Here is a 25,130-nt window from a genome sequence, read left to right on the forward strand (position 1 = left end):
TCCCGCATGGAACGCGTCATCACGTCCTCGTGGACAATGGCGACCGTGACAGAGGCGCAGCGGTCGTTCTACGACGAAGTCGGTGGAGCGGAGACCTTCCATCTCCTGGTGTCGCGGTTCTACCAACTGGTCCGCGACGACGAAATCCTGCGCCCGCTGTATCCCGAGGACGACCTCGACGGCGCCGAGCACCGGCTGCGGATGTTCCTCGAGCAGTACTGGGGCGGTCCCCGCACCTACGGCCAGGAACGCGGCCACCCCCGGCTGCGGATGCGGCACGCCCCGTTCCGGATCGGCTTCCTCGAGCGTGACGCCTGGCTACGGTGCATGCACAGCGCGCTCGCCTCGATCGGCCCGGAGACCATCGACGACGCGCACCGGCAGGCGCTGCTCGACTATTTCGACATGGCCGCCCAGCACATGGTCAACTCGGCGTTCTGATGACGGATCCGCGGTGGCGGTCCCGCGCGGTCTTCTATCAGCTCTACCCGCGCTCGTTCGCCGACAGCGACGGTGACGGCGTCGGCGATCTCGACGGCGTCACCGCGCACCTGGACCATCTGCGCGCACTCGGCGTCGACGCGCTGTGGCTCAACCCCGTGATGGTCTCCCCCATGGTCGATCACGGGTATGACGTCGCCGACCCGCGTGACGTCGACCCGCTGTTCGGCGGAATGGCGGCGCTCGACCGGCTGCTCGCCGCCGCCGGTGCGGCGGGCATCAAGGTCACCATGGATCTGGTCCCCAACCACACCAGCTCGGCGCACCCGTGGTTCCAGGCGGCGCTCGCCGCGGGCGCGGGCAGCCCCGAACGCGACCGCTACCTCTTCCGCGATGGGCGCGGGCCGGACGGCGTTCTGCCACCGAACAACTGGAGGTCGGTGTTCGGCGGGCCCGCTTGGACGCGGGTCACCGAACCCGACGGCAGCCCCGGCCAGTGGTACCTGCACCTGTTCGACGCCGCACAGCCGGACCTGAACTGGGACCACCCGGAGGTTCCTGCGGATCTGGAACGGACGCTGCGGTTCTGGCTGGACCGCGGCGTCGCCGGATTCCGGATCGACGTGGCGCACGGGATGGCGAAACCGGCCGACCTGCCGGACATGGCCGATCCCGAAGGCGTCATGCTCACCACCCGGGTCGACGATCCGCGGTTCAACAACGACGGCGTGCACGCCATTCACCGCGGCATCCGGACGGTACTCGACGACTACCCCGACGCCGCCACCGTCGGCGAGGTCTGGGTGTTCGACAACGAGGATTTCGCCAAGTACCTCCGGCCCGACGAACTGCATCTGGGCTTCAATTTCCGTTTGGTACGAGCCGATTTCACCGCAGCGGCCGTCCGCGAGGCGATCGAGAATTCGCTGGCCGCCGCCGAACTGGCCGACTCACCGCCCACGTGGACACTGTCCAACCACGACGTCGAACGCGAGGTGACCCGTTACGGCGATGGCCCACAGGGGCTTTCGCGAGCACGGGCGATGGCGCTGGTGATGCTGGCACTGCCGGGCGCGGTGTTCGTCTACAACGGCGAAGAACTCGGGCTGCCCAACGTCGAGCTGCCCGACGACGTCCTGCAGGACCCCGTGTGGGAGCGTTCCGGCCACACCGAGCGGGGCCGCGACGGCTGCCGGGTGCCGCTGCCCTGGTCCGGCGACAGCGCCCCGTACGGGTTCTCGCCGACCGCGCGGACGTGGCTCCCGATGCCCGACGGCTGGGGGCCGTTGACGGTCGCCGCGCAGTCCGCGGACCCGGATTCGACACTGTCGCTCTTCCGGCGCGCAATCGAATTACGCCGGGGCCGAACAGTTTTGGGTCGGTCGGTGCGGTGGCTGCCGACCGCGGACGACCTGCTGGCATTCCAGTGCGAGGACGGCCTGGTGTGCCTGCTGAACGCGGGCAGCACAACGGTCGACACGCCCGGCGGCCGGGTGGTGCTCGCGAGTGGACCATTGCCCGACGGGCGAATCCCACCCGACACGGCCCTCTGGCTGACTTACGATTAGCCCATGCCCGTGGACGCCACCCGTGTCGCGGTGCGGATGTCCGCACCGACGGGTGACGCACGGGCCGACCGCTGGCGGGCGCATCGCGCGACGGTGAAGGCCGACCTGATCGAGGCCACCTTGCGCGCCATCGACGAGTACGGCCCCGACCTGTCGATCGACGACGTGGTGAAAACCGCCGGCGTCCCGCGGCCGAAGTTGTATCGCTTCTTCACCGACAAGGAGACGTTGTTCGCCGCGGTCGGCGAGCGCATGCAGGAACTGATCGTGCAGCGCGTCATGCCCTGCTTCCACGTCACCGCGACGGCATTGGAGCTCGTGAGTTCCGCACTGACCGCCTACGTCGACCTGGTGGCCGAGCGGCCCAACCTCTTTCGCTTCGTCGTCGGCTCCCATTTCAGCGACGACCATTCCCGGACCAAGCTGCTCGAGAACGGCCGCAATCTGTCGAGCGCGATGACCGAGGTGCTCGCGGCGATGGTGCGCGCCCATGGCGGCGACGGCGACCACCTCGAATACACGGCCGACGCGATTCTCGGAGCCGTGGCACTCGGCGTGCTGCGCTGGCTCAACGAGCCGACGATCGGTAAAGACGAACTCATCGCGCAACTGACGCCCGTGATCTGGGGTGCGGTGTCGGCGGCGGCCGCTGCCCGCGGCGTCGTCATCGCACCCGACGAACAGATGGCGTTGTTCGGCACCACCGACTGAACCGGTCCCCGGCCCACCCGGGCCGCCGCGCCCGCTCAGAAAACGTCATTATCCAAAACCCTTGCGCAATGGCGCACGCCGTCGTAACTTCGAACTACTAGAACTCGCGGTACTAGTTACTGAATGTTCGAGGAAAGGCGGGCGGCATGGCCGTACGCAGTGCGCAACCCACGTCAGCGCGGAACGCCGGGGAGGTGTATCCCCGGACCCGGCGAATCCGCTTCCGCTTCAACGAGGAAGCGAGCCGCAAGTACTTCGTCGCCGGCGACATGGTGTTCAGCCATTTCGTCGCCGGTCTCTCGGGCGCATTTCCGCCCGGCGAGGAAGGCTTCATCCGATCGGTCCGCCGATTCGCCGACCGCATCACCGATCCCGAGCTCAAGAAACGGGTCGCCGGCTTCATCGGCCAGGAGTCGATGCATGGACAGGAACATCGGCACCTCAACGAGAAGCTCATCGCGATGGGCTACCCCATCGCGTGGTGGGATTCAGAATCCTTCAAAGACAGGCGGATTCGGCTCGAAGACCGGTTGCCCGCTCATGTGCATCTGGCATTGACGGCCGCCGCGGAGCACTACACCGCGGTGCTGGCCGAACGGGTGTTGTCGAGCGACGAGTTGCAATCGATCCCGGCCGATCCGGAAGTGTGGCATCTGCTGAATTGGCATGCGCTGGAAGAACTCGAGCACAAGTCGGTGGCCTTCGACGTGTACCGCGCCGTCGGTGGCACCGAGCGCACCCGCATCGCGGTCATGGTGGCGGCGTGCGCACTGCTGCTCCCGGTGACGCTCGTTTCGCTTGCCGTCTCGGTCGGGTCCGACCCGGTCGCGCGGCGCCGGCCCGACCGCCTGGTGCGCGAGACGTACGAGCTGTTCACCGGCCCGATATTCAAGGGCCTGCTGCCCGACCTCGCGGTCTACCTACGCCCTGGCTTCCACCCCGACGACGTCGACACGACCGAACTGGCCCAGCAGTGGCGCGACACCCTCTTCGGCACCGACGGCGTCCTCGTCGACCACCTCAGATAGCCGGCACAACGGAAGGAATCGATCATGAGTGCTGACCCGATCACCGCGCACGCGGTCGCTTTTCCCAAGGTGCGGCGGATGCGGTTCCGGTTCGGCGAACCCGAACCGCTGCACCGGCATTTCGTCGAGGGCGACATCGTGTTCAGCCACCTGGTGGCGGTGCTGTCCGGTTCCTTCCCGCCCGGCGAGGAGTCATTCATCCGGTCCGTTCGCCGCTTCTCCGACCAGATCACCGACCCGGTACTGAAGAAGCGCGTCGCAGGGTTCATCGGCCAGGAGTCCGTGCACGGCCAGGAACACCGCAAGTTGAACACCCAGCTCGCCGACATGGGCTATCCCCTCGTGCGGTTCCTGCTGTTCGCCCCGACGAGCGTGCGCCAGAAGGTGGTGCTGCGCATCGAGAAGTTGATCCCGGCGAAGGTGCATCTGGCGATGACGGCCGCCGCCGAGCACTACACCGCGGTCCTGGGCGCGCGGGTGCTGTCGAACGACGAAATCCAGGCGATCCCAGGCGATCCCGAAGTCTGGCGCCTGTTGAACTGGCACGCCATGGAGGAGCTCGAGCACAAGTCCGTCGCCTTCGACGTCTACCGGTCGGTGGGCGGTTCCGAGCGCACGCGCATCGCGGTCATGTGGTTCATGTACTTCCTGACCATCCCCGTGGTCACCGCCGCGGTGGCGTTGTCGATCCTGTTGGACCCGACGGCATGGCCGCGACCGATCACGGTGCTGCGCCAGACCTACGGCGTCTTCCGCGGACCCCTGCTCCGCGGCTTCCTGGGCGAGATCGCCGAGTACCTGCGGCCCGGCTTCCACCCCGACGACGTGCCCACCGACGAGCTCCTCGCCCGGTGGCAGCACGACTTGTTCGGCGCCGACGGCGAGCTCGTCGGCTACGTTCGGTAGCCGGGCCGGACATGACCACCAGCACGAAGGCCGCACGGTCGGCCACGGCGGAGCGACACGAGCCCGATCATGAGGTGGTGATCGTCGGGGCCGGGTTCGGCGGCATCGGCGCCAGCATCGCGCTCCAGCGCAAGGGAATACACGACTTCGTCATCGTCGACAAGTGGGATCACGTCGGCGGCACCTGGCACGCCAACACCTATCCGGGTGTGGCAGTGGACATCCCATCCGTCATCTACAGCTTCTCGTATGAGCAGCGCGGCGGCTGGTCACGCGTCTTCGCGCCCGGCAACGAGCTGCGGGACTACGCCGACGACATGGTGGACAAGTACGGCCTGCGCGACAAGCTGCGGCTGAACACGATCGTGACCGGTGCGGCGTTCGACGAGCAGAACAGCATGTGGCGGTTGACGTTCGACGGCGGCGCAGAAATCACGGGCCGCCACGTGGTGATGGCGGTCGGCGGGCTCGAGCGGCCCAAACTGCCGGACATTCCCGGTCTGCAGGATTTCGGCGGGGTGCTCATGCACACCGCGCTGTGGGATCACGACGTCGAGTTGGCCGGTAAGCGGGTCGCGGTCATCGGCACCGGCGCGACGTCGCTGCAACTGGTGCCGGCGATCGTGGACGAGGTGGCGCACCTCACGGTCTTCCAGCGGACGCCGATCTGGGTGTTTCCCAAGCCCGACAGCACAATTCACGGCATCACCCGCGCAGTGCTGGAGATCGGCCAGGTGCGGTCCGGGCTGCGCGCCGTCGGTACCGTCGCGACCGAGATCGGGATGGGCGGAATGCTCACCGGGCCGGGTTGGCTGGTCGAGGCCACGCGCAAGCTCGCCGAAGCACCCGTGCGGGCGTGGATGCGCAGCCAGGTCAGCGATCCGGCGACCCGGGAGAAACTGATCCCCCGCTACGGCCTGGGCTGCAAGCGCCCGTCGATGTCCAACGACTACCTCAAGACGTTCAATCGCAGTGACGTCAGCCTGGTGACCGACGCCATCGAGCGCATCACCGAGACCGGCGTGGTGACCACCGACGGTGTCGAGCACCAGGTGGACGTCCTCATCTGCGCGACCGGATTCAAACTGTGGGAACGGGATTCGGTGCCGCCCTTCCCCGTCGTCGGCCGCGACGGGCTCGATGCCGCGGAGTTCTGGGCGGTCAATCGTTTTCAGGCCTATCAGGGCGTGTCCGTACCCGGCTTCCCGAACATGTTCATGATCACCGGGCCCTACGGCTTCGTGCTCGGGTCGTACCTGTGGATGATCGAGGCCACCGCGGCACACCTGAGTCGCGCGATCGCCGAAGCCAAGCGTCGCGGCGCCCGGGAGGTCGAGATCCGGCACGAAGTCCATGACGCCTATTTCCGGTACTGCCTCCGCCGGCAGGCGCGCAATGTCCTGTTCACGCCCACCTGCGCAGGGTCCAACACGTATTACATCGACTATCACGGTGATTCCCCGTTCCGGCCGACGACGCACGGCGAGATGTACTGGCAGAACCGCCATTACGACCTCGACGTGTATCGGTACGGGACCGGCACCGCCGATGCCGACCAAGTAGCAGCCACCGCGAAGGACGCCGGATGAAGATCAACAGCCTGGACCCACAGCTCGTGGTCGTCACCGGTGCCGGCAGCGGCATCGGGCGCGCCACCGCGATCCGCTTCGCCAAAGGCGGTGCGCACGTGGTCGTCTCCGACATCGACCTCGACTCGGCACAAGCGACCGCCGCCATGATCAAAGGCGCCGGCCGCCGCGTGTCGGCAGCCCGGCTGGACGTCACCGATCCGGAGGACTGGGAGGCCTTCGCATCTGACGTTCGCACCGAGCACGGGGTGCCCGACGTCGTCGTCAACAACGCCGGGATCGTCGTCGGCGGGCCGTTCCTCGAACTGTCCGCGGCGGACTGGGACAAGCAGCTCAGCGTCAACCTGATGGGCGTGGTGCACGGCTGCCGGGTGTTCGGTGCGCAGATGGCCGAGCGCGGCCGGGGTGGTCACATCGTCAACATCGCATCGGCGGCGGCGTTCACGCCGACACCGGTCATGGCGCCGTACTCGGTGTCCAAGGCGGGGGTCAAGATGCTCAGTGAGTGCCTGCGCCTGGAGCTCAGGCCGTACGGCATCGGGATCAGCGCCATCTGCCCCGGCGTCATCAACACGAACATCGGCGACCGCGCGGTGACCGTCGGCGTGGACCCCGCGCTCGTCGCACAGGCCCAACGTCTCACCAGGCAACTGCAGGAGTTCGCCGAAAAGCTGCCGTTCTCACCGATGAGCCCCGGCCTCGTGGCGCGGGCCGTGGTGCGGGCCGTCAGCTATGACCTGGCGGTGGTGCCCGTGCGGGCCGAGGCCTGGCTCGGGTATGTCATGCACCGCCTCGCACCGGGCGTCAATCGCCGCATGACACAGCCCTTCTCGTTCGATCTGCTCGGGAAGCTGGCCGGGCCGTTGCTCGACCGGGTGACGCCGTCGACCGCCGCGAAGGAGGCCGTCCCGGCTCGCTAAGGTTGGTCGTCAACCGCGCGGGAAAGGCCCACCATGCTCGTCGATCTGTCTCACACCATTCGTGCGGGGCTGGTGACCTATCCGGGGCTGCCGGCACCGTCGATCAGCGACCACCTGACCCGCGAGGCATCCCGCGACGTCTATGCCGCCGGCACCGAATTCGCGATCGGCGCGATCACGATGGTCGGCAACACCGGCACCTACCTCGACTCCCCGTTTCACCGTTACGAGAACGGCGCCGACCTGGCCGGCCTCGACCTGAACACCTTGGTGGACCTGCCGACGATCGTCGTGCACCGTCGGGACGTCACGGCACGCGCGGTCGCCGCCGCCGAGCTGCCCGATGACATCGACGCCGGCTGTGCGGTGCTGATCGACACCGGGTGGGATCGATATTTCGGCACCCCGGCCTACGCCGTCGACGCGCCGTATCTCTCCGAGGGCGCGACCGAGCTCCTGGTGAGCCGCGGGGTCGCGCTCGTCGGTATCGACTCCGTCAACATCGATGACGCCGGCCCGGGGGCCGAAGGTCGACGGCCCATCCATACCGCGCTGCTGGGCAACGGGATTCACGTCGTCGAGCACCTGACCAACCTGGCGTCGGTACCGGCCCGCGGCGCCCGCTTCACCGCCGTCCCACCGCGGATCGAAGGGTTCGGCACCTTCCCGGTCCGGGCATACGCGACCATCCCTGACTGACGGCGGACCGGCCGGCCTAACCTTGACGTCGCGCTGACGAGTCTGGCCGGCTAGTCGCCGGCAACGCCGAGCAGCAGCCCGACCATGTCCCGCACCAGCTTGCCGGTCCGCTTGGGCGGTACTTCGCCGGCGAGCAGATGGCGCCGGACGGCGGCCAGCGGCAGATCGAGCAATGCGAACGCGATCTGATCGACAGGACGGCCAGATGTTTTGGCCAGTAGTCGAATTGCCTTGTCGATGTCGCGCTTGCTGTTCTCGTCCCGCACCGCCAAATCCGTTCGGGCTGCCTCCGCCCACTCGTCCGGATCGAACGCACGCACCCCGGCCTGCAGCACAACAGCTTCCGCTAGGTGTGTGCGACACCAGTCGACGATCCAGACCGCGGCGTCGACGGCGCCGGCGGGCGTGACGGGATTCCCGAGGACATCGAGATAGCCACGCTGGAAGTCGCCGGTGGTACGAAACCAGACGGCAGCCAACAGTGCTGCCCGGTCGGGAAACCGGTGGTAGATCGACCCACTCGGGGCAGAGATTTCGCGGGCCACCGCATTCATCGTGAGCGCCCGCACGCCGCCTTCGGCAAATAGCCGGATCGCGGCATCCACGAAGTCGTCCGCAGAATGCCGCGGCGGTCTTCCCATGTATTAGAGGATATGCTCTAATACGGTTTTAGAGCAATCACTCTAAAACCAGTCCGACGCGCTGGTTTCGTCCCGAGGGAGATCACCATGAGCACACCCAGCGACATAGCGACGAACCTGTACGCGGCATTCGCCGCGCATGACCCCGCCGGCCTCGCGGCGTTGCTACACCCCGACTTCACCGGCCGGGTCAGCGCGGGCATGCCGTTCGGATTGGGCGGCGACGTCGACAGCCCCGAGACGATGTTGTCGAAGGTCTGGGGCGAGGCGGCCACCCACTTCGAAATTACGCCCCAGCCAGACGAATTCGTCGTCATCGACGACGAACGCATCATCGCGTTCGGTTATTACCGAGGCAGCAGCCGCGCCACCGGGAAGCAGTATTCAGCGGCGTTCGTCCACGACATCACCATCCGGGACGGCAAGGTCGTCGGACTGGTCCAGATCACCGATACCCAACGCTGGCACGACGCTCTCGTTGCGAGCTGACGGATCTGGACTGAGTCCTCTGGAGGGTTTTCAGGCCGCGCGCCGCGGACTACCGTCGCGAACATGACCAGTTGGAAAGAGTTCGCGGACGTCGCGCCGCGAATCGCAACCACCTTCGTCCGCCGACATACCGCCACCGGGAACCTGTGCATGCTGGGCACGCTGCGCTCGGACGGATTTCCGCGCATCAGCCCCATGGAGCCACGGTTCTTCGAAGACGAACTGTGGATCTCGGGCATGCCGCACACCACGAAGTTCGACGACCTCGCCCGTGATCCGCGCTTCTGCCTGCACACCGCGACGGTCGACACCCACGTCGGTGATGGCGATGCGAAGTTGTGGGGTGTCGTGGAGGACGTGCAGGACAAGGCCCTGCACCGGCGGTTCGCCGAGGCACTGTACGAACAGACCGGCTTCGACATCCGCGGCCAGGAGTTCGAGCACTGCTATCGCGCCAACCTGGTCGGGGCGTCCGCGGTCGAAGTGGCAGACGGACACCTCGACATCACGGTGTGGAAGCCCGGTAAAGCCGAGCACGTCGTCCGCAAGCACTGATTCGCGCTTGCCCGATCCAGCCCAGCCCTAGGGCGACAGCAGGATCGGGCCACCGCGGCGGCGGTACACCGAGCCGAACCGCGCGTCGATGCGCAGCCAGGTCGGATGCACCCGGACCCGGACCACCTCGTTGTCGGGCAGCGGGTCGGGCACGAAACCCATGGCGGTCAAAGCGAATACACAACGCATCGGGATGCCCACCTCGATGTCGCCGGCGCTGACGGTGAGGACATCCTGGTCGAGCAGTGACGGTGGCGGCCCCTGCGGCCCGCTGTGCTCGCGGGCCAGTTCGACGCCGCGCTGAAACAACTCAAGCACCGCGGCCGCCGGCACATCGTCGAGGTGGCTGAACCCGTCGTCGGGCGGCAGCGCACCGCGCCACGCCGAGTCCATCGCGAAGCCCGGATCGATCCGGCCCGAGCCGGGCAGCTCGCGGCTCAAGGCGTCGGCCCCGGCGCACAGGTCGGTGGGCGACACCCGACCGTTCACCACGCGCGCCGCCAGCACCTCGAAACCCGTTGCGGCCCAAGCAACGACGACGCCCTCGCCGCGCGCCCGCAACCGCACCACGGCTGCCTCGTCAAGACGCAGCACGCGCTCGACGAAGGTGGCCAGGTTCTGCGCCTGGGCGGCGTCGGCAAGCCAGATGCCCCGCTCGCTCATCGGTGCACCCTGCTCATCGCGCGAAACGCTGCAGGTACTCCCGCTGATGCGGGGCGATGCGCACCAGCATCTGTCGCTCGATGTTGAAGGTGGCCAGTTGGGTCTCCCCGATCACGGCCGGCTTGGAATCCGGATCGGCCTGCGCCGACCGCACCTCATAGCCCAGCGTGAAGTCGCAGGCGCGCAGCCGGTTGGTCCAGATGGTCACCTGCAGCGGTGAATCGACAAGGCGCAGTTGGTCCTTGTACTTCACGTTGACCTCGGCGATCAGCAGGCCGGTGGTGGCGACGTCCTCGGCGAAGGGCTCGGTGAGGAACGGAACCCGCGCCTCCTCGAGGATGGTCACCATGGTGGCGTGGTTGACATGCTGATACATGTCGATGTCCGACCAGCGCACCGGTACCGGCGTCGTGAAGCGTTCAGTCACCCTCCCATCATCCCTGATTGCCCGTTCCCGTCGTTCTCGTGGTCATGCTCCGCAGTTGCCGCGCGGCCACCGACAGGGTCGCCAGGTCACGCACCTCGTCGCCCAGAATCTCGGTCAGCGTCCGCCGGGCCCGCATCACCCGGGAACTGTTGGTCGACGCCCACTCGTGGATCTTCTGCTCGCCGGTCTCGTCGACCTCACCGACCGCCATCACGTCGATGCACAGCGACCTGATGGACCCGTAGATGTCGTCCCGAATCGCCAAGCGCGCCAACGAATGCCAGCGGTCATTGCGACTGAGTTCGGAGACCGCGGTGAGCAGGTTGTCGATGCCCAGGTTGTCCGTCAGCGCGAAGTACGTGTCGGCGACCTCGGCGGGCTCACGCTCGGCGATGTCGGCGATGTCGATGACGTCCAGCAGGCTGTACTGGTACAGGCCGGTGGCCACCATGTACGCCAGGTCCGGCGAGACACCGGCGGCCACGAACTGCGCCGCATCGGTCTCGGCGATGGCCTTGTCGTCGCCACGCAGCCACTGCGCCATCTGCGGGGTGAGCTCGGCCACCTTCGCCGCGAACCGGTTGGCCTCGGCGCCGACCGCCAGCGGCTGTGGCCGGTAGTTCAGCAGCCAGCGCCCGGCCCGGTCGATCAGGCGACGCAGATCCAGCGTCATGCGGTCGGTGACTTCCACCGGGACACCGGCCATGCCGGCCGCCCGGATGTCCCGCCACACCTCGTTGACCCGGAAAATCTTGTCTACCGCGACGTAGCTGCGGACCGCATCGACCGGCCCGACGCCGACGTCCTCGGCGACACGGTAGGCGTAGGTGATGCCGGCGGTGTCGACGAGGTCGTTCACCAGCATCGTGGTGATGATCTCCCGGCGCAGCTGGTGCGACCGGATGTCCGCGGCGAACCGGTCCCGCAACTCCTCCGGGAAGTAGCCCGGGAGCCGACCGGCGAACACCTCCTGGTCGGGCAGGTCACTGGCCAGCACGTCTTCCTTGAGCGCGAGCTTCACGTGCGCCATCAAGGTGGCCAGCTCGGGGGACGTCAGCCCCAGCCCGGTCTCCATCCGCCGGCGGATCTCCTTGTCCGACGGCAGCACCTCCAGCTCGCGGTTGAGCCCGCGTTCTTTCGACAGGTCGCGAATCTGGGCGGCGTGTACCGGCAGCAGGCTGGCGGCGTTGGCGCGGCTGGTGCCCATCAGGTCGTTCTGCGACATGTTGTCGGCAAGCACCAGACGTCCGACCTCGTCGGTCATCGACATCAGCAGGTCGGTGCGCTCGGCGGCCGCGACCTTGCCCGCGGTCACCAGTGCGTCGACCAGAATCTTGATGTTCACCTCGTGGTCGGAGCAGTCCACACCCGCCGAGTTGTCCATGGCGTCAGTGTTGATGTGGCCGCCGGCCAGATCGAATTCGATGCGGCCGCGCTGCGTCACACCGAGGTTGCCACCCTCGCCGACGACCTTGGCGCGCACCTGGTTTCCGTTGACCCGGATGGCGTCGTTGGCGCGGTCACCGACGTCGGCGTCGGACTCGGTCTCGGCCTTGATGTAGGTGCCGATGCCGCCGTTCCAGAACAGGTCGACCGGCGCCAGCAGGATCGACTTCATCAGCGCCGGCGGCGTGAGTTCGGTGACGTCGGCGGCCAGGCCCAGTGCCGCGCGGACCTGCGGGCTGATCGGGATGGACTTCTGGTCGCGGCTGTAGACGCCACCGCCCTCGCTGATGAGCGATTTGTCGTAGTCGTCCCAGCTCGACCGGGGCAGTTTGAACATCCGGTCGCGTTCGATCCACGAACGGGCCGCATCGGGGTTCGGGTCCAGGAAGATGTGCCGGTGGTCGAAGGCCGCCACGAGGCGAATGTGCTTGGACAGCAACATGCCATTGCCGAACACGTCGCCGCTCATGTCGCCGACGCCGACGACGGTGAAGTCCTGCGTCTGGGTGTCGTGCCCGATCTCGCGGAAGTGCCGTTTGACCGACTCCCACGCGCCCTTGGCGGTGATGCCCATCGCCTTGTGGTCGTAACCCACCGAACCACCGGAGGCGAACGCGTCGCCGAGCCAGAAGCCGTATGACTTGGCGACATCGTTGGCGATGTCGGAGAACGTCGCGGTGCCCTTGTCGGCGGCGACCACCAGGTAGGCGTCGTCGCCGTCGCGGCGCACCACCTGCGGCGGCGGCACGACAGCGCCGGTGGCCGTCTCGACGTTGTCGGTGACGTCGAGCAGGCCGGCGATGAACAGCCGGTAGCAGGCGACGCCTTCGTTGCGCAGGGCATCGCGATCGGCAGCCGCGTCACCGGTGGGGGCGGGCGGCGACTTCAGCACGAAGCCACCCTTGGCACCGACGGGCACGATGACGGCGTTCTTCACCGCCTGTGCCTTGACCAGGCCCAGGATTTCGGTGCGGAAGTCCTCCCGCCGGTCCGACCAGCGCAGGCCGCCGCGCGCCACGTTGCCGAACCGCAGGTGCACGCCTTCGACCCGCGGCGAGTACACGAAGATCTCGTATTTGGGCCTGGGCAGCGGCAATTCGTCGATGAGCTGCGGGTTGAGCTTGAACGACAACGCGTTTCGCTGCCGCGCCGAGCCGGGCGCCGTCACGTAGTAGTTGGTGCGGAGGGTGGCCTGCACGAGCGCCGCGAAGGCCCGCAGCACGCGGTCGGTGTCGAGGCTCACGAGGGCGTCGATGTCCGCGGCAACGGCGGCCGCGGCCGTTTGGGCGCGATCCGCGGCGTCGGCCCCGGTCGGGTCGAACACCGCCTCGAAGAGTTCGACGAGCGACTTCGCAGTGGCCGGGTTGTCCCGCAACACCGTCTCGATGTGGGACTGGCTGTACGGAAAACCGGCCTGCCGCAGGTATTTCGCGTAGGCCCGCAGGATCGTCACCTGCTGCCAGGTCAGTCCCGCGCTCAGCACCAGCTCGTTGAACCGGTCGATCTCCACCTTGCCCTGCCAGATGGCGGTGACCGCGTCGGCGAAGCGGGTGGCGATGACTTCGCGCTCGGCTTCCGGGGCGTCGACGGTGGAGTGGTGCCGGGAAATCTTGAACTGGTAGATCCACACCGGCATGCCGTCGGCGCGCACGACGTTGAACGGCTGCTCCTCCAGCACCACCACGCCCATCGACTGCAGCATCGGCAGCAGCTCACTCAGCGAGGCCGACCGGCCGGCCAGATACCACGTGAGTTGGGCGGTGCCGTCGTCGTCGGGCCCGGCTTCGGGATAGTCCAGCACCAGTTTGACGCTGTCGTCCTGCAGCTGATCGATGATGCTGATGCCCTCGATGGCACCGGCCGGCGTGAACGCCTGCTTGTAGACCTCGGGGAACGCCACCGCGTAGTGCTCGGCCTCGGCGCGGGTGATGGTGCCGGGCGTGACCGCCCCGATCAGGCGGTCGCCCCAGGTACGGGCGGCCTCGGTCAGCAGACCCTGGATACGGGTTTCGTTGGCGGTCGACGTGTCGATGGTCGCGGGGCTCGCGGACTCGCCCAGCCGGACGGTGAAATGTACGACGGCCCAAGGCGATTCACTGACCCGGGCGGTGTACTCGATGCTCTCGCCGCCGAGTTCGCGCACCAGGATGTCCTGCATGGCCAGCCGGACGTCGGTGGTGTAGCGGTCGCGCGGCAGGTACACCAGGCACGACACGAAGTGGGCCAGCTTGTCGGCGCGCAGGAACAGCAGCGCGCGCCGCCGCGAACCCAGGTCGATGACGGACTTGCCCATCGCGACGAGGTCGCGCGCGGTCAGGGAGAACAGCTCCGAGCGCGGAATGGTCTGGATGATGTCGAGCATCAGCTGCCCGGGCCGGCTCGGATCTCCCTGGGACAAGGCCAATGCCTCGTTGACGCGACGTGAGATCAAGGGAATCTCAAGCACATTGGCGTTACCCGCGGTCACGGTGAACTGACCGATGAAGCGGTGCTCACGCGCCGGACCGTTCGGCCCCGCGCTCTCGCGGACCACCACGATGTACGGGTAGGCGCCGTAGCGCAGGTAACTCGGCATGGTGGCCTGGGCCACCGCCAGCAGTTCGTCGTCGCCCGCGAGCGGCGGCAGCACGTCGGTGCGCAGCTTGGCCACGCCGAGCCGGGTCGCCGGGTCCACCTGCGCCTGCCCGTCCTCCACGGTGCACTGCTGGTAGCCCAGCAGGACGAAGTGCCCGTCGGCCAGCCAGCGCAGCAGGGCCGCCACGTCACGCCGGTCGTAGCCGGGGAACCGGCCGTTGTGGTCGGCGTCGAGCGCGTTGGCCAACCCCACGAGCGCGGCGTTCATCGCCGGCGTATCGAGTTCCACCGCCCGCGTGTCGGTCAGGGCGTGCGGCAGCACAGCCGCGGCCTCGGCGACGGCCTTGCCGTCACCCATGGTCGCCAGCTGCACATGGATCCAGGTCTCGTCGACGCCGTCGGCCGGGGCGCTGGGGTCACCCGCCGGACCCATCGCGACGACCTCGCCCGCCGCATCACGCCGCACCCGGAACTCGGGACTCATGATCGCGGTGTAGGCGACACCGATGCGATGCAGCAGCACCATCACCGAATCCATCAGCAGCGCGCTGTGATCGGTGACGATCTGCAGCGCCGGGCCGAAGCGACCGGGATCGTCGGCGGAGTAGATCGCGACGAGGGTCTCCCCCGTCGACCGGCGATGACCGAGGCGATAGTGCGCCGCCAGCAACTCCGGGGACACGCGGGTCGCCATCGCGACGTCGATCGGGGCGGTGACCCCACCGTCGGCCGGCGAACCATCGCTGGGGCCGCGGTAGGTCAGCAGATATGCCCGTGCGAGACCAGCGTTGCCGTCCGCACCGGCGGACCGCGTCGTGCCGCTGAGTCCGCCCCGATTTTCCGTCATCCGACTTGCTCCTGACGTCGCGCCGTCGTGCCGCAATCGGCACGTACGTGCGACGTTAGTCGCGAGTCAGCTTGCGGTGGGTCACTCTGTGCGGACGCGCCGCTTCGATTCCAAGTCGTTCCACTTTGTTCTCTTCATAGGCACCGAAGTTGCCCTCGAACCAGAACCATTTGGCCTCGTCCTCGTCGTCACCTTCCCACGCGAGGATGTGGGTGCAGGTGCGGTCGAGGAACCAGCGGTCGTGGCTGATGACCACGGCGCAACCGGGGAACTGCTCGAGCGCGTTCTCCAGCGAAGACAGCGTTTCCACGTCCAGGTCGTTGGTCGGCTCGTCGAGCAGGATCAGGTTGCCGCCCTCTTTGAGGGTCAGCGCCAGGTTCAGGCGGTTGCGCTCACCACCGGAGAGCACACCGGCCGGCTTCTGCTGATCGGGTCCCTTGAAGCCGAACGCCGACACGTAGGCCCGCGACGGAATCTCGTTCTGGCCGACCTCGATGTAGTCGAGCTTGTCGGAGACGACCTCCCAAACCGTCTTCTTCGGGTCGATGCCCGCGCGGCTCTGGTCGACGTACGACAGCTTGACCGTCTCGCCGACCTTCACGGTGCCGGCGTCCGGCTGCTCCAGACCGACGATGGTCTTGAAGAGCGTCGACTTACCGACACCGTTCGGGCCGATGACGCCGACGATGCCGTTACGCGGCAGGGTGAAGGACAGGTTCTCGATCAGGACGCGATCGTCGAAACCCTTCTTCAGGTTGTCGACCTCCACCACGACATTGCCCAGACGCGGCGGCGTCGGAATCTGGATTTCCTCGAAGTCGAGCTTCCGCGTCTTCTCGGCCTCGGCGACCATCTCCTCGTAGCGTCCGAGGCGCGCCTTGTTCTTGGCCTGGCGGGCCTTGGCGCCCGAACGCACCCAGGCCAGCTCGTCCTTGAGGCGCTTCTGCAGCTTCTGGTCCTTCTTGCCCTGAACCTCGAGACGCTCGGCCTTCTTCTCCAGGTACGTCGAGTAGTTGCCCTCGTACGGGTAGGCGCGGCCGCGGTCGAGCTCGAGAATCCACTCGGCGACGTTGTCCAGGAAGTACCGGTCGTGGGTGACGGCGAGGATGGCGCCCTTGTAGTCGGCGAGGTGCTGCTCCAGCCACAGCACGCTCTCGGCGTCCAGGTGGTTGGTGGGCTCGTCGAGCAGCAGCAGGTCGGGCTTGCTCAGCAGCAGCTTGCACAGCGCGACACGGCGGCGCTCACCACCGGACAGGTGGGTGACGGGCTCGTCCGGCGGCGGGCAGCGCAGCGCGTCCATGGCCTGCTCCAGCTGCGAGTCGATGTCCCACGCGTCGGCGGCGTCGAGCTCCTCCTGGAGCTTGCCCATCTCCTCCATGAGCTCGTCGGTGTAGTCGGTGGCCATCAGCTCGGCGACCTCGTTGTACCGGTTGAGCTTGGCCTTGACCGCGACACCGGCCTCGACGTTCTCCCGCACCGTCTTGGTCTCGTCGAGTTCGGGCTCCTGCATGAGGATGCCGACGGTGGCCCCGGGTGCCAGGAAGGCGTCGCCGTTGTTGGGCTTGTCGATGCCGGCCATGATCTTCAGGACGCTGGACTTACCGGCGCCGTTGGGGCCGACGACACCGATCTTCGCGCCGGGCAGGAAGTTCAGGGTGACGTCGTCGAGGATGACCTTGTCGCCGTGCGCCTTGCGGACCTTGCGCATCGTGTAGATGAATTCGGCCATGCCGTCGTCATGCCTTTCGTTGGCTGTTCGTCGAAGCGTTCTCGTAGCGCGAGCCCCTGCACACTGGAAGTGGCGCGGCCCCGCGAAAACTCGCTGACCATCCTAGGCAAGCCGCCAAATCGCCCGATGGCGCGGTCGGGGCGCCCCGCGACGGGCCTCGTGAGGCGCCCCGGCATTTCCCCTATGCCGACAGCACCAGCGCGCCGGAATTCTCGGGTTCGGGCGACTCGGGGCCGGCCTCGGGCTCCGCCTGCGATGGCTCCTGCTCGATCGGGTTCGGCCGCCGGGGATCGATCTTGACCTGGCACCGGCCCATGTCCGGACCGACAGACGTCGCCTTGACCTCCATCGACGACCGCCGGTTGCCCTCTTTGTCCAGGTACTCGTTGGTGAAGATGTGACCGACGACCACCACCGGGTCGCCCTTGAACAGCCGGCCCGCCACCCCGTCGGCCACCCGGCCCCAGCAGTTGACGGTGACGTACAGCGAGTTGCCGGGCTCCCAGCCGTCCTCGGTCTTCTTCCGCGAATTGCTCGCCATCCGGAACGTGGCGACGTTGCTCTCCCCGGCCCGGCGCGCGACCACGTCGGTGACGACGTTGCCGACCACGGTGATCGGTGTCTCGAACATGTGCTTCTCCATCCATTTCGGTGTTGCCGGCGTTCTCGTCGGCCTGTGCGTCCATTGCCCCGTCAGGCACCGACAAAAGAACCGGCGCCGCTCCCAGAGCGGCGCCGGTTGTGGATGAATCGCGAACTGTGGATAACCCGGGATGGGGTTACTCGGCCTCGATGACGTCGATGGCCTTCTTGGCCTTGCGCCGCTGCAGCTCCCGGACGTCGAACTTGATCCAGCCGATCGAGTCGACGGTCGCCAGGTCCGCGAGGATCGCCCGCAGTTCGGCGAGGAACGCCGTGCGCCGCTCTTCCAGATCAGGCGCCGCCTCGAGCAGCTTCTGGTCGGCGACCACCTGCCGTGCCGTCGTGAACAGCAGCGCCGACACCGACTCGTTGCTGCGAATCCGGCCCTGTGCGACGTACTGCCGGCCGACGCCGAGGGCCCGCTTCGTCAGGTCCTTCTCACTGATGTCGGGCGGCGTACCCCGCAAGACGTCGGCGACCAGCTCGTAGGCCTCCAGGAACGGCCGCAGCATCGCGCCGGCGATGATCGGGCGCTTGGCCCGCAGCATCGCGTAGATGGCCTCGCCGCCCTCGGCCAACTGCTGCTCGCAATTCGCCTGCCACGACATCTCCTCCACGATGTGCTCGCGGAAGGATGCCGAGTCGGCGAAGTAGAACTCGAACTTGAGCAGGTCGCGCAACCGCATCACCTGCGACCAGAAGGCCTCCACCGGATCGGATTCCGCCTTGGCCGCATGTGCCATGGCCAACTCGACGATGGCGGTTTCCAGGAACGCGTCGATGGTCGTGTTGCGGTAGAACGCGGCCTCGTGTTCGTCCTGCGGCGCGATGTACCAGACCGGCTGCCGGCCACTGTCGACCGCCGTCACCGGATGCCCGCCGGACATCGCGTCGAGCGCGGCCCGGACCCCCTCGGGGGTACGCAGCCGCAGGACCGAGTTGGTCATCGGAATCTGTTTGCGCTCAAGGTAGTCCAGCGCGTCCTGCAGGGTGTGGTGCAGCTGGTCCAGCGTCAGTGCCAGGCCGCGGGTGGTCAGCAGCAGCGCCGACACGAGCGCCGTGGCGTTGATCGGGGTCGCCCGCAGGATGCGCCAGGCCACTTCGAACGCCATCTTCTGCAGCGCAAGGCGTTTGGCCGCCGGGTCGTTGGCGATCTCACCGTCCGGTGGCCCCAGCTGTTCGCGCATCGACACCGCTTTGGGGAACCGCACGTAGATCTTGCCGAAGTTCCGGTCGCCCTGTGCCTTGATGTAGTGGTAGAGCCAGCTCAGGCCTTCGGGGGTCTTCTCGCCGCCGCGGGCGTACGCGGCGTACTCGGCCGTCTCGTGCAGCTGGTCGAAGCTGATGGAGACGGGCTGCAGCAGGATGTCCTCGCTGCGGCCGTCGAAGTACGCGTCGGCGACGTAGGCGAGCAGACCGAGCTTGGGCGGCAACATCTTTCCGGTCCGGGAGCGGGTGCCCTCGATGGACCAGTTGAGGTTGAAGCGCTTCTCCACGATGTACCCGACGTACTCCTTGAGCACGTACTTGTAGAGCGGGTCGCCGGCGATGTTGCGCCGGATGAAGATGACGCCGGAGTGCCGGAAGATCGGCCCCATCAGGCCGAAGGCCAGGTTGATGCCGGCGAACGTGTGCACCGGTGGCAGGCGGTTCTCCTGCATTGCCACCGGCACGATCACGCCGTCGAGGTAGGACCGGTGCGAGAAGAGCAGGACGGCGGGGTGCAGCTCGAGCGCGTGCCGCATGGCCTCGACCTGCTCGCGGTCGTAGTCCACGTTGGGGTCGAAACCGCGACTGAAGATGGCGCGCCCGATCTTCGGGATGAAGTCGACGGAGAACCGGCTCCAGCCCGTCGAGAGCTCGTCGAGCATCTCGCCGGCCTTCTCGACCGTCGCGCCGGGGATTTTCTCCAGGCCCTCCCGGAATCGCGCCGACGCCAGCACCTCGGGCTTGACCAGCCGCGGTGACTTGTACTCGGGCCCCAGCAGCCGCAGCTCCACCCGCTCGATGGCGAGCTGGGCCCGGCGCAGCACGAAACGGGCGAATTCCCTGGGGTTTTCGGCGGTCGTGGTGTCTTTCCACTGCTGCCGCAACTGCCCCACCGTGGCGGGCTCACCGGCCACCACCCGGGCCCGCAGCGGGTCCTTGCGCAGGATGCGGCGCTGCAGCAGCTCCGGCGGCCGATACCGGTCGCGGCCGGAGATCAACCCCACGATCTTGGAGCGCGTCGGCAGCCCGGCGGGCACCCAGAACACCCGGACGGGCACCACCGACCGGCTTTCGTCGGCGCCGAGCAGTTCCACCAGGCGGGCCAGCGTGCCGGGCGAGGGCTCGCCCTCGGTCGGCAACCGGAGCACCTCGAGGCGGGTATCCGGGTGCTGCTTACGTTGGTGCGCCAGCCAGTCGTTGAGCAGGTCCCACTCGGCAGCCGAGCCGACCGCGGTCAGCACCAGCGCGTCGTCCGTCGGGTCGAAGCTGGCGAGGTCGTCCGCGGTGTGCTTCACCGTCGGCCCTTGGCGCTGCGCGGCGCGTCGCCGCTGTCGTCGGGCGACTCATCAGGTTCGACCGGCGCCGCGGTCCGGTGGTACAGCGCGGCGTCGGGCACCTTGTCGTGCGGCCATTTTCGGAGGGTGTCGAGATAGAGCTGACGCACCTCCGCGATGCGCTCCGACAGGTCGTCCAGGGTCCAGTCCTCGACCGAGATCGGCGGGTACACGACGACATCGACCTTGCCCGCGTGGAAGGTCGACGAATCGCGCGCGGCGATCACCTCCGCGTTGCGGATCACGATCGGCACGACGGGGATACCCGCGGCCATGGCCATCCGGAACGGGCCCTTCTTGAACTCGCCGACCTCGGTGGTGTCCAGGCGGGTGCCCTCGGGTGCGATCAGGATCGACAGGCCCTTGCGGGCAAGCTCTTCCATCTTGTGCAGGCTCTCGATGGCCGAGGCGGGATCATCGCGGTCGATGAACGCGGCGTCCATCACCTTGCCGATGGTGCCCATGATCGGGTTGCTCTCCAGCTCCTTCTTGCCCACCGAGGTGAAGTTGTCGCTCACCAGTGCGCCGGCGATCATCGGGTCGGCCTGGTTGCGGTGGTTGAAGATGAACACCGCGGGCCGTTGCGCCCGCAGGTTCTCCGCGCCGAGCACGTTCAGGTCGATGCCCAGGGTCGCCATCAACGCCTTGCTCCATGCCGACGTGAAGAAGTTGACGCCCGTGCGCCGACTGCCGGTCAACAGCCCGAGCCCGAGCGCACCGGCGGCGACCGGCGCCAGCGACGCGATACCGGCGAAGGTCCGCAGCTGCGCGATGGGGCTGCTGCCACTGCGGCTGGAGAACTTCAGCACCGGCCAACCACGCTTGGCCGCAACCGATTCCAGTTTCGCCGCCGGATTGGTGGGCCGCGGATTGCCGACCAGGTACATCAGGGCGACATCTTCGTCGCCGTCGGCATAGAAGTAGCTCTTCGCCAGGTCGACACCGTTGTTCGCCGCGAAATGCTGTGCGGCGTTGGCCTTTCCGGGCCCCCACAGCACCGGCCGGACCACCTCACCGGTGATGAGTCCGTTCTCGTCCGTCTCGAACTTGTTGCACAGCACGTTCTTGATGCCCAGGAAGTTCGCCACCGGTTCCACCTGGACCGTCAGCGCCGACGAGCTCAGCACGACGGTGTGCCCGCGCGCCTGGTGCGCGCGGACGAGCTCGCGCATCTCGGGATAGATCCGCTTCTTGATGTGCTGGATGAACAGCCGCTCGCCCAGCTCGTCGAGGTCACTGAGCGAATTGCCGTTCAGCATCCGCGCGCCGCGGCCGATCAGGTCCTCGAACTCGGCGCGTCCCAGTTGATGGTTCACCGCGGCCTGCACCATGCCGATGAACTCACCGACGCCCATCTGGCGGCGGCGCAACCGGTCCTGCGTCATGATCACGCCGGTGAACCCGGCGACCAGGGTGCCGTCCATGTCGAAGAACGCGCCAACCTCCGGCCCCTCGGGGCTGGCCAGAATCTCCGCCACCGAGCCCGGCAGCCGGGCGTTGCGGAACTCGCCCGCGTAGTCGTCGTCCGAACTCATTGTGCGGCACCCCCGTTCACTGCCGGCTCGGCCTGTTCGTCCGACAGCGCGAACGACGCCGGAACGGCCCGGCCGTCCCCACCGAGGGCCAGCACCTCGTTGAATCCGTCGAGCAGGCAGCGGGCCCACAGCTCGGGATCGTTGATCGATGCCCGGTCGTAGCGGGTGCTGATGGTGACCCAGCCGCTGCGCGAGATGAGCACCGCCATCATCGCGACACCGGGCAGGGGCCCGATTCCGTAGTGCCGCAGCACCTTTGCGCCGGCGATGTAGGTGTCCATCGGCGGGCCGGGCACGTTGCTGGCCTGCACATCGGAATTGACCACCGAGCCGGCCATGGACTCCAGCAGCGGGTCCGGCACCAGGTTCAGCAACGGCGCGACGACACCCACCACCTCGATGGCGCGCTCCTCGCGCTTGCGGGTCATCTGGGCGCGCACCTTCTGGATGCGCTTGCGCGGGTCGACGACGCCGATGGGCGCGGCGATGTTCACCCCCGCAAACCTGTTGCCACCCGCGGGGTCCGAGTCGGAGCGCACGTTCACCGGCACCGCCATCGGCAGCGTCGCCACCGGGATGCCCTTGGCCTCGTGGTAGCGGCGCAGCGCGCCGCACAGCGCGGCGAGATAGGCGTCGTTGATGGAGCCCTCGGCGGCCTTGGACGCCTTGTGCAGATCACTGAATTTGATGTCGATCGCCTCGCTGCGCGACGCCAGACCGCGGCGGCGCAGCACCGGCGACGGTGGCGCCGCGGGCGTCATCACCCGCCGGCTCGACCGGACGTAGTCGACCACCCCGCCGACCGCGTCGGCCGGGTCGCGCATCATGCGCCCGAGCAGCCCGGCCGCGCCGCGCGTCACGTCGAGCACGTTGTTGGCGATGCCCTTCGGTAACGCGTTGATACCCTGGCGCGCAAGGTCGTTCGGCGACAGGTCTTCGGGGATCGGCAACGGCGCCGACGGCCGCGGCGCGGGATCGCGCTCGAGGTCGTAGAGGTTCGCGAACATCTCCATGCTGCCCACACCGTCGGTGACGGCGTGGCTCATGTGCACGATGTTCGCGGCGCCACCGCCGGCCAGCCCTTCGACCAACGTGGCCGTCCACAGCGGACGCGAGATGTCGAGCGGCGACTGCAGCGCCAGCTCGGCGAAGTCGAAGACCTCACGCAGCGTTCCCGCGCCGGGGGCACGCACGCGCCGCACGTGGAAATCCAGATTGAAGTCGGGGTCGACGACCCAGCGCGCCGCCGCCGTCGGCAGGCTCGGCATCACGACCTTCTGCCGCAGGCGGATGGCCTTGCGGGACGCCTGCTCGAACCCCGCGCGGTACCGCTCCCAGTCCGGGGTGACGTCCAGCAGCTCGACGCCCATGATGCCGGACCGGGTGCGCGGATTGGCCTCCCCGCGATGCATCAACTGATCAACCGCACTCAACTCTTCGGGCAACCCGGCCGTGTCAAAGTCCGGCACGTCGCTCATGGCTGTCGCTCTCCTCCGTCGTTGCCCAGCGCTGGACCCTAACGCTAGTCCGCCGCCGGGGAGGGTGCGGGCAATACGGCTGTTGCCATGGCCACTGTGCAGAGGCGTCATCGGGCTACGGCGAGTGCGTTGCCTTCACATCTGCGCGGTTGCGTATCGTTTACGTGCCCCCGTGGCGCAATGGATAGCGCAGCGGATTTCTACTCCGTAGGTTGCAGGTTCGAGTCCTGTCGGGGGCGCTCACCCGTCTCGGCCTCGATGACCGTGCGCGACGGCGCCGTCCGCTCCCACAGCACCGCCCCGACGCACGCCGTGACGACCCAGCCGGCGCCACTGATGCCGCACCACGTGAGCAGCGCCATCGCCACGCCGATCGGCCCGAAGTCGTCCCACCCGCGTAGCAGCGGCGGGAAGATCATCCGGGCGGCCAGCGGCAGGATGGTGCCCTCGATGACGACGCCCGCCAACCCCGCGAGCAGCAGCGCACGCCAGGCGCGGCCGCCGTCGCGCACGAGGAGCGCCGGGGTGATCGTCCAGAAGATCCAGACCGGGATCAGCGACACGGCGAAGAGCAGAATCTGACTCCACCCGTGGTGCTCGGCACCGAACGCGATCCGTTCCCGGACCCCGATCATCGTCAGATACAGGACGAACCACGTCACGCCGCGCCACAGCTTGCCGCCCCAGCCGAACGGTTCGCGGCGCCAGGCCTTGGCAAAGATGCCGGCAATGGTCATCGACATCGGGATGCCCCACACCAGGAAGCTCGCGACGCCGAAGAACGTCCAGTTGGACCGCAGACCCGACGCGCGGCCGAAGGCGGCTCGGACATGATCGGTCAGCGGCGACGCCAGACCGAGCTGCCGACTCACCACGACGCCGGGGCTCGCGCTGTCGGCGAACCCGGTGAGATAGCTGAAGCCGATGATCGCCAGCGGGATGACCGTGGTGAACAACTGCACCGACACCACGGTGCCCAGCGTGCCGCCGTCGATCTCGGTGAAGCGGTTCACGACGGCGACAATGGGCCGCAGCTGACGCAGCTCGGCCAGCTGCCGGTAGCGGTCTTCGACGCGCTGCCGCATTGCGGGCGAATCTGCGCCGTCGCTCATCACCCCTCCTATGGACCTGCGCATTGTGCCCGTTCAACGGCCGCCTCCGCGCAGAAACGGCATTCCAGCAGCAAAAATTCCAGAATCCCCCCGCCGGAATGCCGTTTCACCAACAGATAAGCGCCGGAATTTGTGCACCAAAATGCGCATCTGGCAAAAATCCCATTTATGAAATTCGCCGTCCAAAGCCGCTCCGCACAATCATTTATACAGACCCGATAATATGGCCCTATATCCGACGCCGATTCTCGGCGACCACCGTGAGGCAATTGGACCGTCGACACACTTGTGACGACTAAGGCACGCCGACCCTTGAATCGTCCAACCCATCAAAGATAGAGTGTTCTAGGATGCGTCATTCTGCACGGTCGCAGGGGTCTGGTTCCTAGTTGTTCTTGACCCGGGGTTCGAATCCCGACGTATTCCTATCAGGTCGAGGCCTCGCCACCAGCACGGTGGCGAGGCCTCGGCATTTCCGTAGCGGTTGCATAGCACCCCAACGGGTCTAGCTGTTCTTCACGGGTAGGTTGTGAACGCGTAGGCGCTCGATTGGTGTCATTCCGCCGATGCCGGTGTGGGGTCGGTGG

21 protein-coding genes and 1 tRNA gene are annotated in these 25,130 nt (G+C 67.4%); 13 read left to right on the forward strand and 9 right to left on the reverse strand.

Going from position 1 to position 25,130, the window contains the following annotated elements; all coding sequences use genetic code 11:
* Nucleotides 1-36: 36 nt before the first annotated feature.
* The 8 genes from ACJH6I_RS21885 to ACJH6I_RS21920 all read left to right on the forward strand — a co-directional run bounded on the left by ACJH6I_RS21885 (nucleotide 37) and on the right by ACJH6I_RS21920 (nucleotide 7,862).
* Complete coding sequence (locus ACJH6I_RS21885) at nucleotides 37-441, forward strand: globin (RefSeq protein WP_212814902.1); 405 nt, start codon at nucleotides 37-39, stop codon at nucleotides 439-441.
* Entirely contained in the window at nucleotides 441-2,009 is a 1,569-nt protein-coding gene (locus ACJH6I_RS21890; RefSeq protein ID WP_406776064.1) for an alpha-amylase family glycosyl hydrolase, read from the forward strand. The genes ACJH6I_RS21885 and ACJH6I_RS21890 overlap by 1 nt, the downstream gene beginning before the upstream one ends.
* Nucleotides 2,010-2,012: 3 nt before the next feature.
* The gene (locus ACJH6I_RS21895; RefSeq protein WP_346414350.1) at nucleotides 2,013-2,720 is read left to right on the forward strand and encodes a TetR/AcrR family transcriptional regulator; all 708 of its coding nucleotides are present in this window, start codon (nucleotides 2,013-2,015) and stop codon (nucleotides 2,718-2,720) included.
* 146 nt (nucleotides 2,721-2,866) lie between these two features.
* Entirely contained in the window at nucleotides 2,867-3,748 is an 882-nt protein-coding gene (locus tag ACJH6I_RS21900; RefSeq protein WP_346414349.1) for a metal-dependent hydrolase, read from the forward strand.
* A 24-nt stretch (nucleotides 3,749-3,772) separates the two neighbouring features.
* On the forward strand, nucleotides 3,773-4,654 hold the full coding sequence (locus ACJH6I_RS21905; RefSeq protein WP_346414348.1) for a metal-dependent hydrolase: 882 nt from the start codon (nucleotides 3,773-3,775) through the stop codon (nucleotides 4,652-4,654).
* An 11-nt stretch (nucleotides 4,655-4,665) separates the two neighbouring features.
* Complete coding sequence (locus tag ACJH6I_RS21910) at nucleotides 4,666-6,243, forward strand: NAD(P)/FAD-dependent oxidoreductase (RefSeq protein WP_346414347.1); 1,578 nt, start codon at nucleotides 4,666-4,668, stop codon at nucleotides 6,241-6,243.
* A complete protein-coding gene (locus ACJH6I_RS21915) occupies nucleotides 6,240-7,163 on the forward strand; it encodes an SDR family NAD(P)-dependent oxidoreductase (protein WP_346414346.1) in 924 nt (307 codons plus the stop codon). The genes ACJH6I_RS21910 and ACJH6I_RS21915 overlap by 4 nt, the downstream gene beginning before the upstream one ends.
* Nucleotides 7,164-7,196: 33 nt before the next feature.
* Nucleotides 7,197-7,862: a cyclase family protein gene (locus ACJH6I_RS21920; protein ID WP_406776065.1), complete on the forward strand. Its 666-nt coding sequence runs from the start codon at nucleotides 7,197-7,199 to the stop codon at nucleotides 7,860-7,862.
* A 50-nt stretch (nucleotides 7,863-7,912) separates the two neighbouring features.
* Here the strand turns inward: ACJH6I_RS21920 and ACJH6I_RS21925 are convergent, their stop codons facing one another.
* Nucleotides 7,913-8,503, reverse strand: coding sequence for a helix-turn-helix domain-containing protein (locus ACJH6I_RS21925; RefSeq protein WP_346414342.1), 591 nt, complete (start codon nucleotides 8,501-8,503; stop codon nucleotides 7,913-7,915).
* Between the two features lie 87 nt (nucleotides 8,504-8,590).
* Between ACJH6I_RS21925 and ACJH6I_RS21930 the strand changes: the two genes are divergently transcribed.
* Both ACJH6I_RS21930 and ACJH6I_RS21935 read left to right on the forward strand, forming a co-directional pair.
* Nucleotides 8,591-8,992 (forward strand): nuclear transport factor 2 family protein, encoded by a 402-nt coding sequence (locus ACJH6I_RS21930; RefSeq protein WP_346414341.1) that lies wholly within the window; start codon nucleotides 8,591-8,593, stop codon nucleotides 8,990-8,992.
* Between the two features lie 63 nt (nucleotides 8,993-9,055).
* On the forward strand, nucleotides 9,056-9,547 hold the full coding sequence (locus tag ACJH6I_RS21935; RefSeq protein WP_346414340.1) for a pyridoxamine 5'-phosphate oxidase family protein: 492 nt from the start codon (nucleotides 9,056-9,058) through the stop codon (nucleotides 9,545-9,547).
* Nucleotides 9,548-9,574: 27 nt separating this feature from the next.
* Here ACJH6I_RS21935 and ACJH6I_RS21940 read toward each other — a convergent pair whose 3' ends face one another.
* The 8 genes from ACJH6I_RS21940 to ACJH6I_RS21975 form a co-directional block, all read right to left on the reverse strand.
* Nucleotides 9,575-10,210, reverse strand: a complete 636-nt coding sequence (locus tag ACJH6I_RS21940; RefSeq protein ID WP_406784483.1) for a hypothetical protein — start codon at nucleotides 10,208-10,210, stop codon at nucleotides 9,575-9,577.
* A 13-nt stretch (nucleotides 10,211-10,223) separates the two neighbouring features.
* Entirely contained in the window at nucleotides 10,224-10,637 is a 414-nt protein-coding gene (locus tag ACJH6I_RS21945) for a thioesterase family protein (protein WP_020102240.1), read from the reverse strand.
* A gap of 7 nt (nucleotides 10,638-10,644) precedes the next feature.
* Complete coding sequence (locus ACJH6I_RS21950) at nucleotides 10,645-15,504, reverse strand: NAD-glutamate dehydrogenase (protein WP_406784484.1); 4,860 nt, start codon at nucleotides 15,502-15,504, stop codon at nucleotides 10,645-10,647.
* A 55-nt stretch (nucleotides 15,505-15,559) separates the two neighbouring features.
* On the reverse strand, nucleotides 15,560-17,233 hold the full coding sequence (gene ettA / locus ACJH6I_RS21955; RefSeq protein WP_212812356.1) for an energy-dependent translational throttle protein EttA: 1,674 nt from the start codon (nucleotides 17,231-17,233) through the stop codon (nucleotides 15,560-15,562).
* A 181-nt stretch (nucleotides 17,234-17,414) separates the two neighbouring features.
* A complete protein-coding gene (ssb, locus tag ACJH6I_RS21960; protein ID WP_346414337.1) occupies nucleotides 17,415-17,864 on the reverse strand; it encodes a single-stranded DNA-binding protein in 450 nt (149 codons plus the stop codon).
* Nucleotides 17,865-18,012: 148 nt separating this feature from the next.
* The gene (locus ACJH6I_RS21965; RefSeq protein ID WP_346414336.1) at nucleotides 18,013-20,379 is read right to left on the reverse strand and encodes a glycerol-3-phosphate 1-O-acyltransferase; all 2,367 of its coding nucleotides are present in this window, start codon (nucleotides 20,377-20,379) and stop codon (nucleotides 18,013-18,015) included.
* Nucleotides 20,376-21,953 carry an HAD-IB family hydrolase/lysophospholipid acyltransferase family protein gene (locus ACJH6I_RS21970; RefSeq protein ID WP_346414335.1) on the reverse strand — a complete coding sequence of 526 codons (1,578 nt, stop codon included), beginning with the start codon at nucleotides 21,951-21,953 and terminating at the stop codon, nucleotides 20,376-20,378. Before ACJH6I_RS21970 ends, ACJH6I_RS21965 begins: the two co-directional genes overlap by 4 nt.
* Nucleotides 21,950-23,431 carry a wax ester/triacylglycerol synthase family O-acyltransferase gene (locus tag ACJH6I_RS21975; RefSeq protein WP_346414334.1) on the reverse strand — a complete coding sequence of 494 codons (1,482 nt, stop codon included), beginning with the start codon at nucleotides 23,429-23,431 and terminating at the stop codon, nucleotides 21,950-21,952. Before ACJH6I_RS21975 ends, ACJH6I_RS21970 begins: the two co-directional genes overlap by 4 nt.
* 166 nt (nucleotides 23,432-23,597) lie before the next feature.
* On the opposite strand from ACJH6I_RS21975, the gene ACJH6I_RS21980 reads away from it, so the two are divergent.
* From ACJH6I_RS21980 to ACJH6I_RS21990, 3 genes are all read left to right on the forward strand, one after another.
* Nucleotides 23,598-23,670: transfer RNA gene (locus ACJH6I_RS21980), tRNA-Arg, on the forward strand.
* A gap of 19 nt (nucleotides 23,671-23,689) precedes the next feature.
* Nucleotides 23,690-24,013: a hypothetical protein gene (locus ACJH6I_RS21985; RefSeq protein ID WP_346414333.1), complete on the forward strand. Its 324-nt coding sequence runs from the start codon at nucleotides 23,690-23,692 to the stop codon at nucleotides 24,011-24,013.
* A gap of 8 nt (nucleotides 24,014-24,021) precedes the next feature.
* Nucleotides 24,022-24,663, forward strand: a complete 642-nt coding sequence (locus ACJH6I_RS21990) for a hypothetical protein (protein WP_346414332.1) — start codon at nucleotides 24,022-24,024, stop codon at nucleotides 24,661-24,663.
* Nucleotides 24,664-25,130: the final 467 nt, after the last annotated feature.

Origin of the sequence: Mycobacterium sp. SMC-13, assembly GCF_045311035.1 — a bacterium.
Taxonomy (GTDB): Bacteria; Actinomycetota; Actinomycetes; order Mycobacteriales; family Mycobacteriaceae; genus Mycobacterium.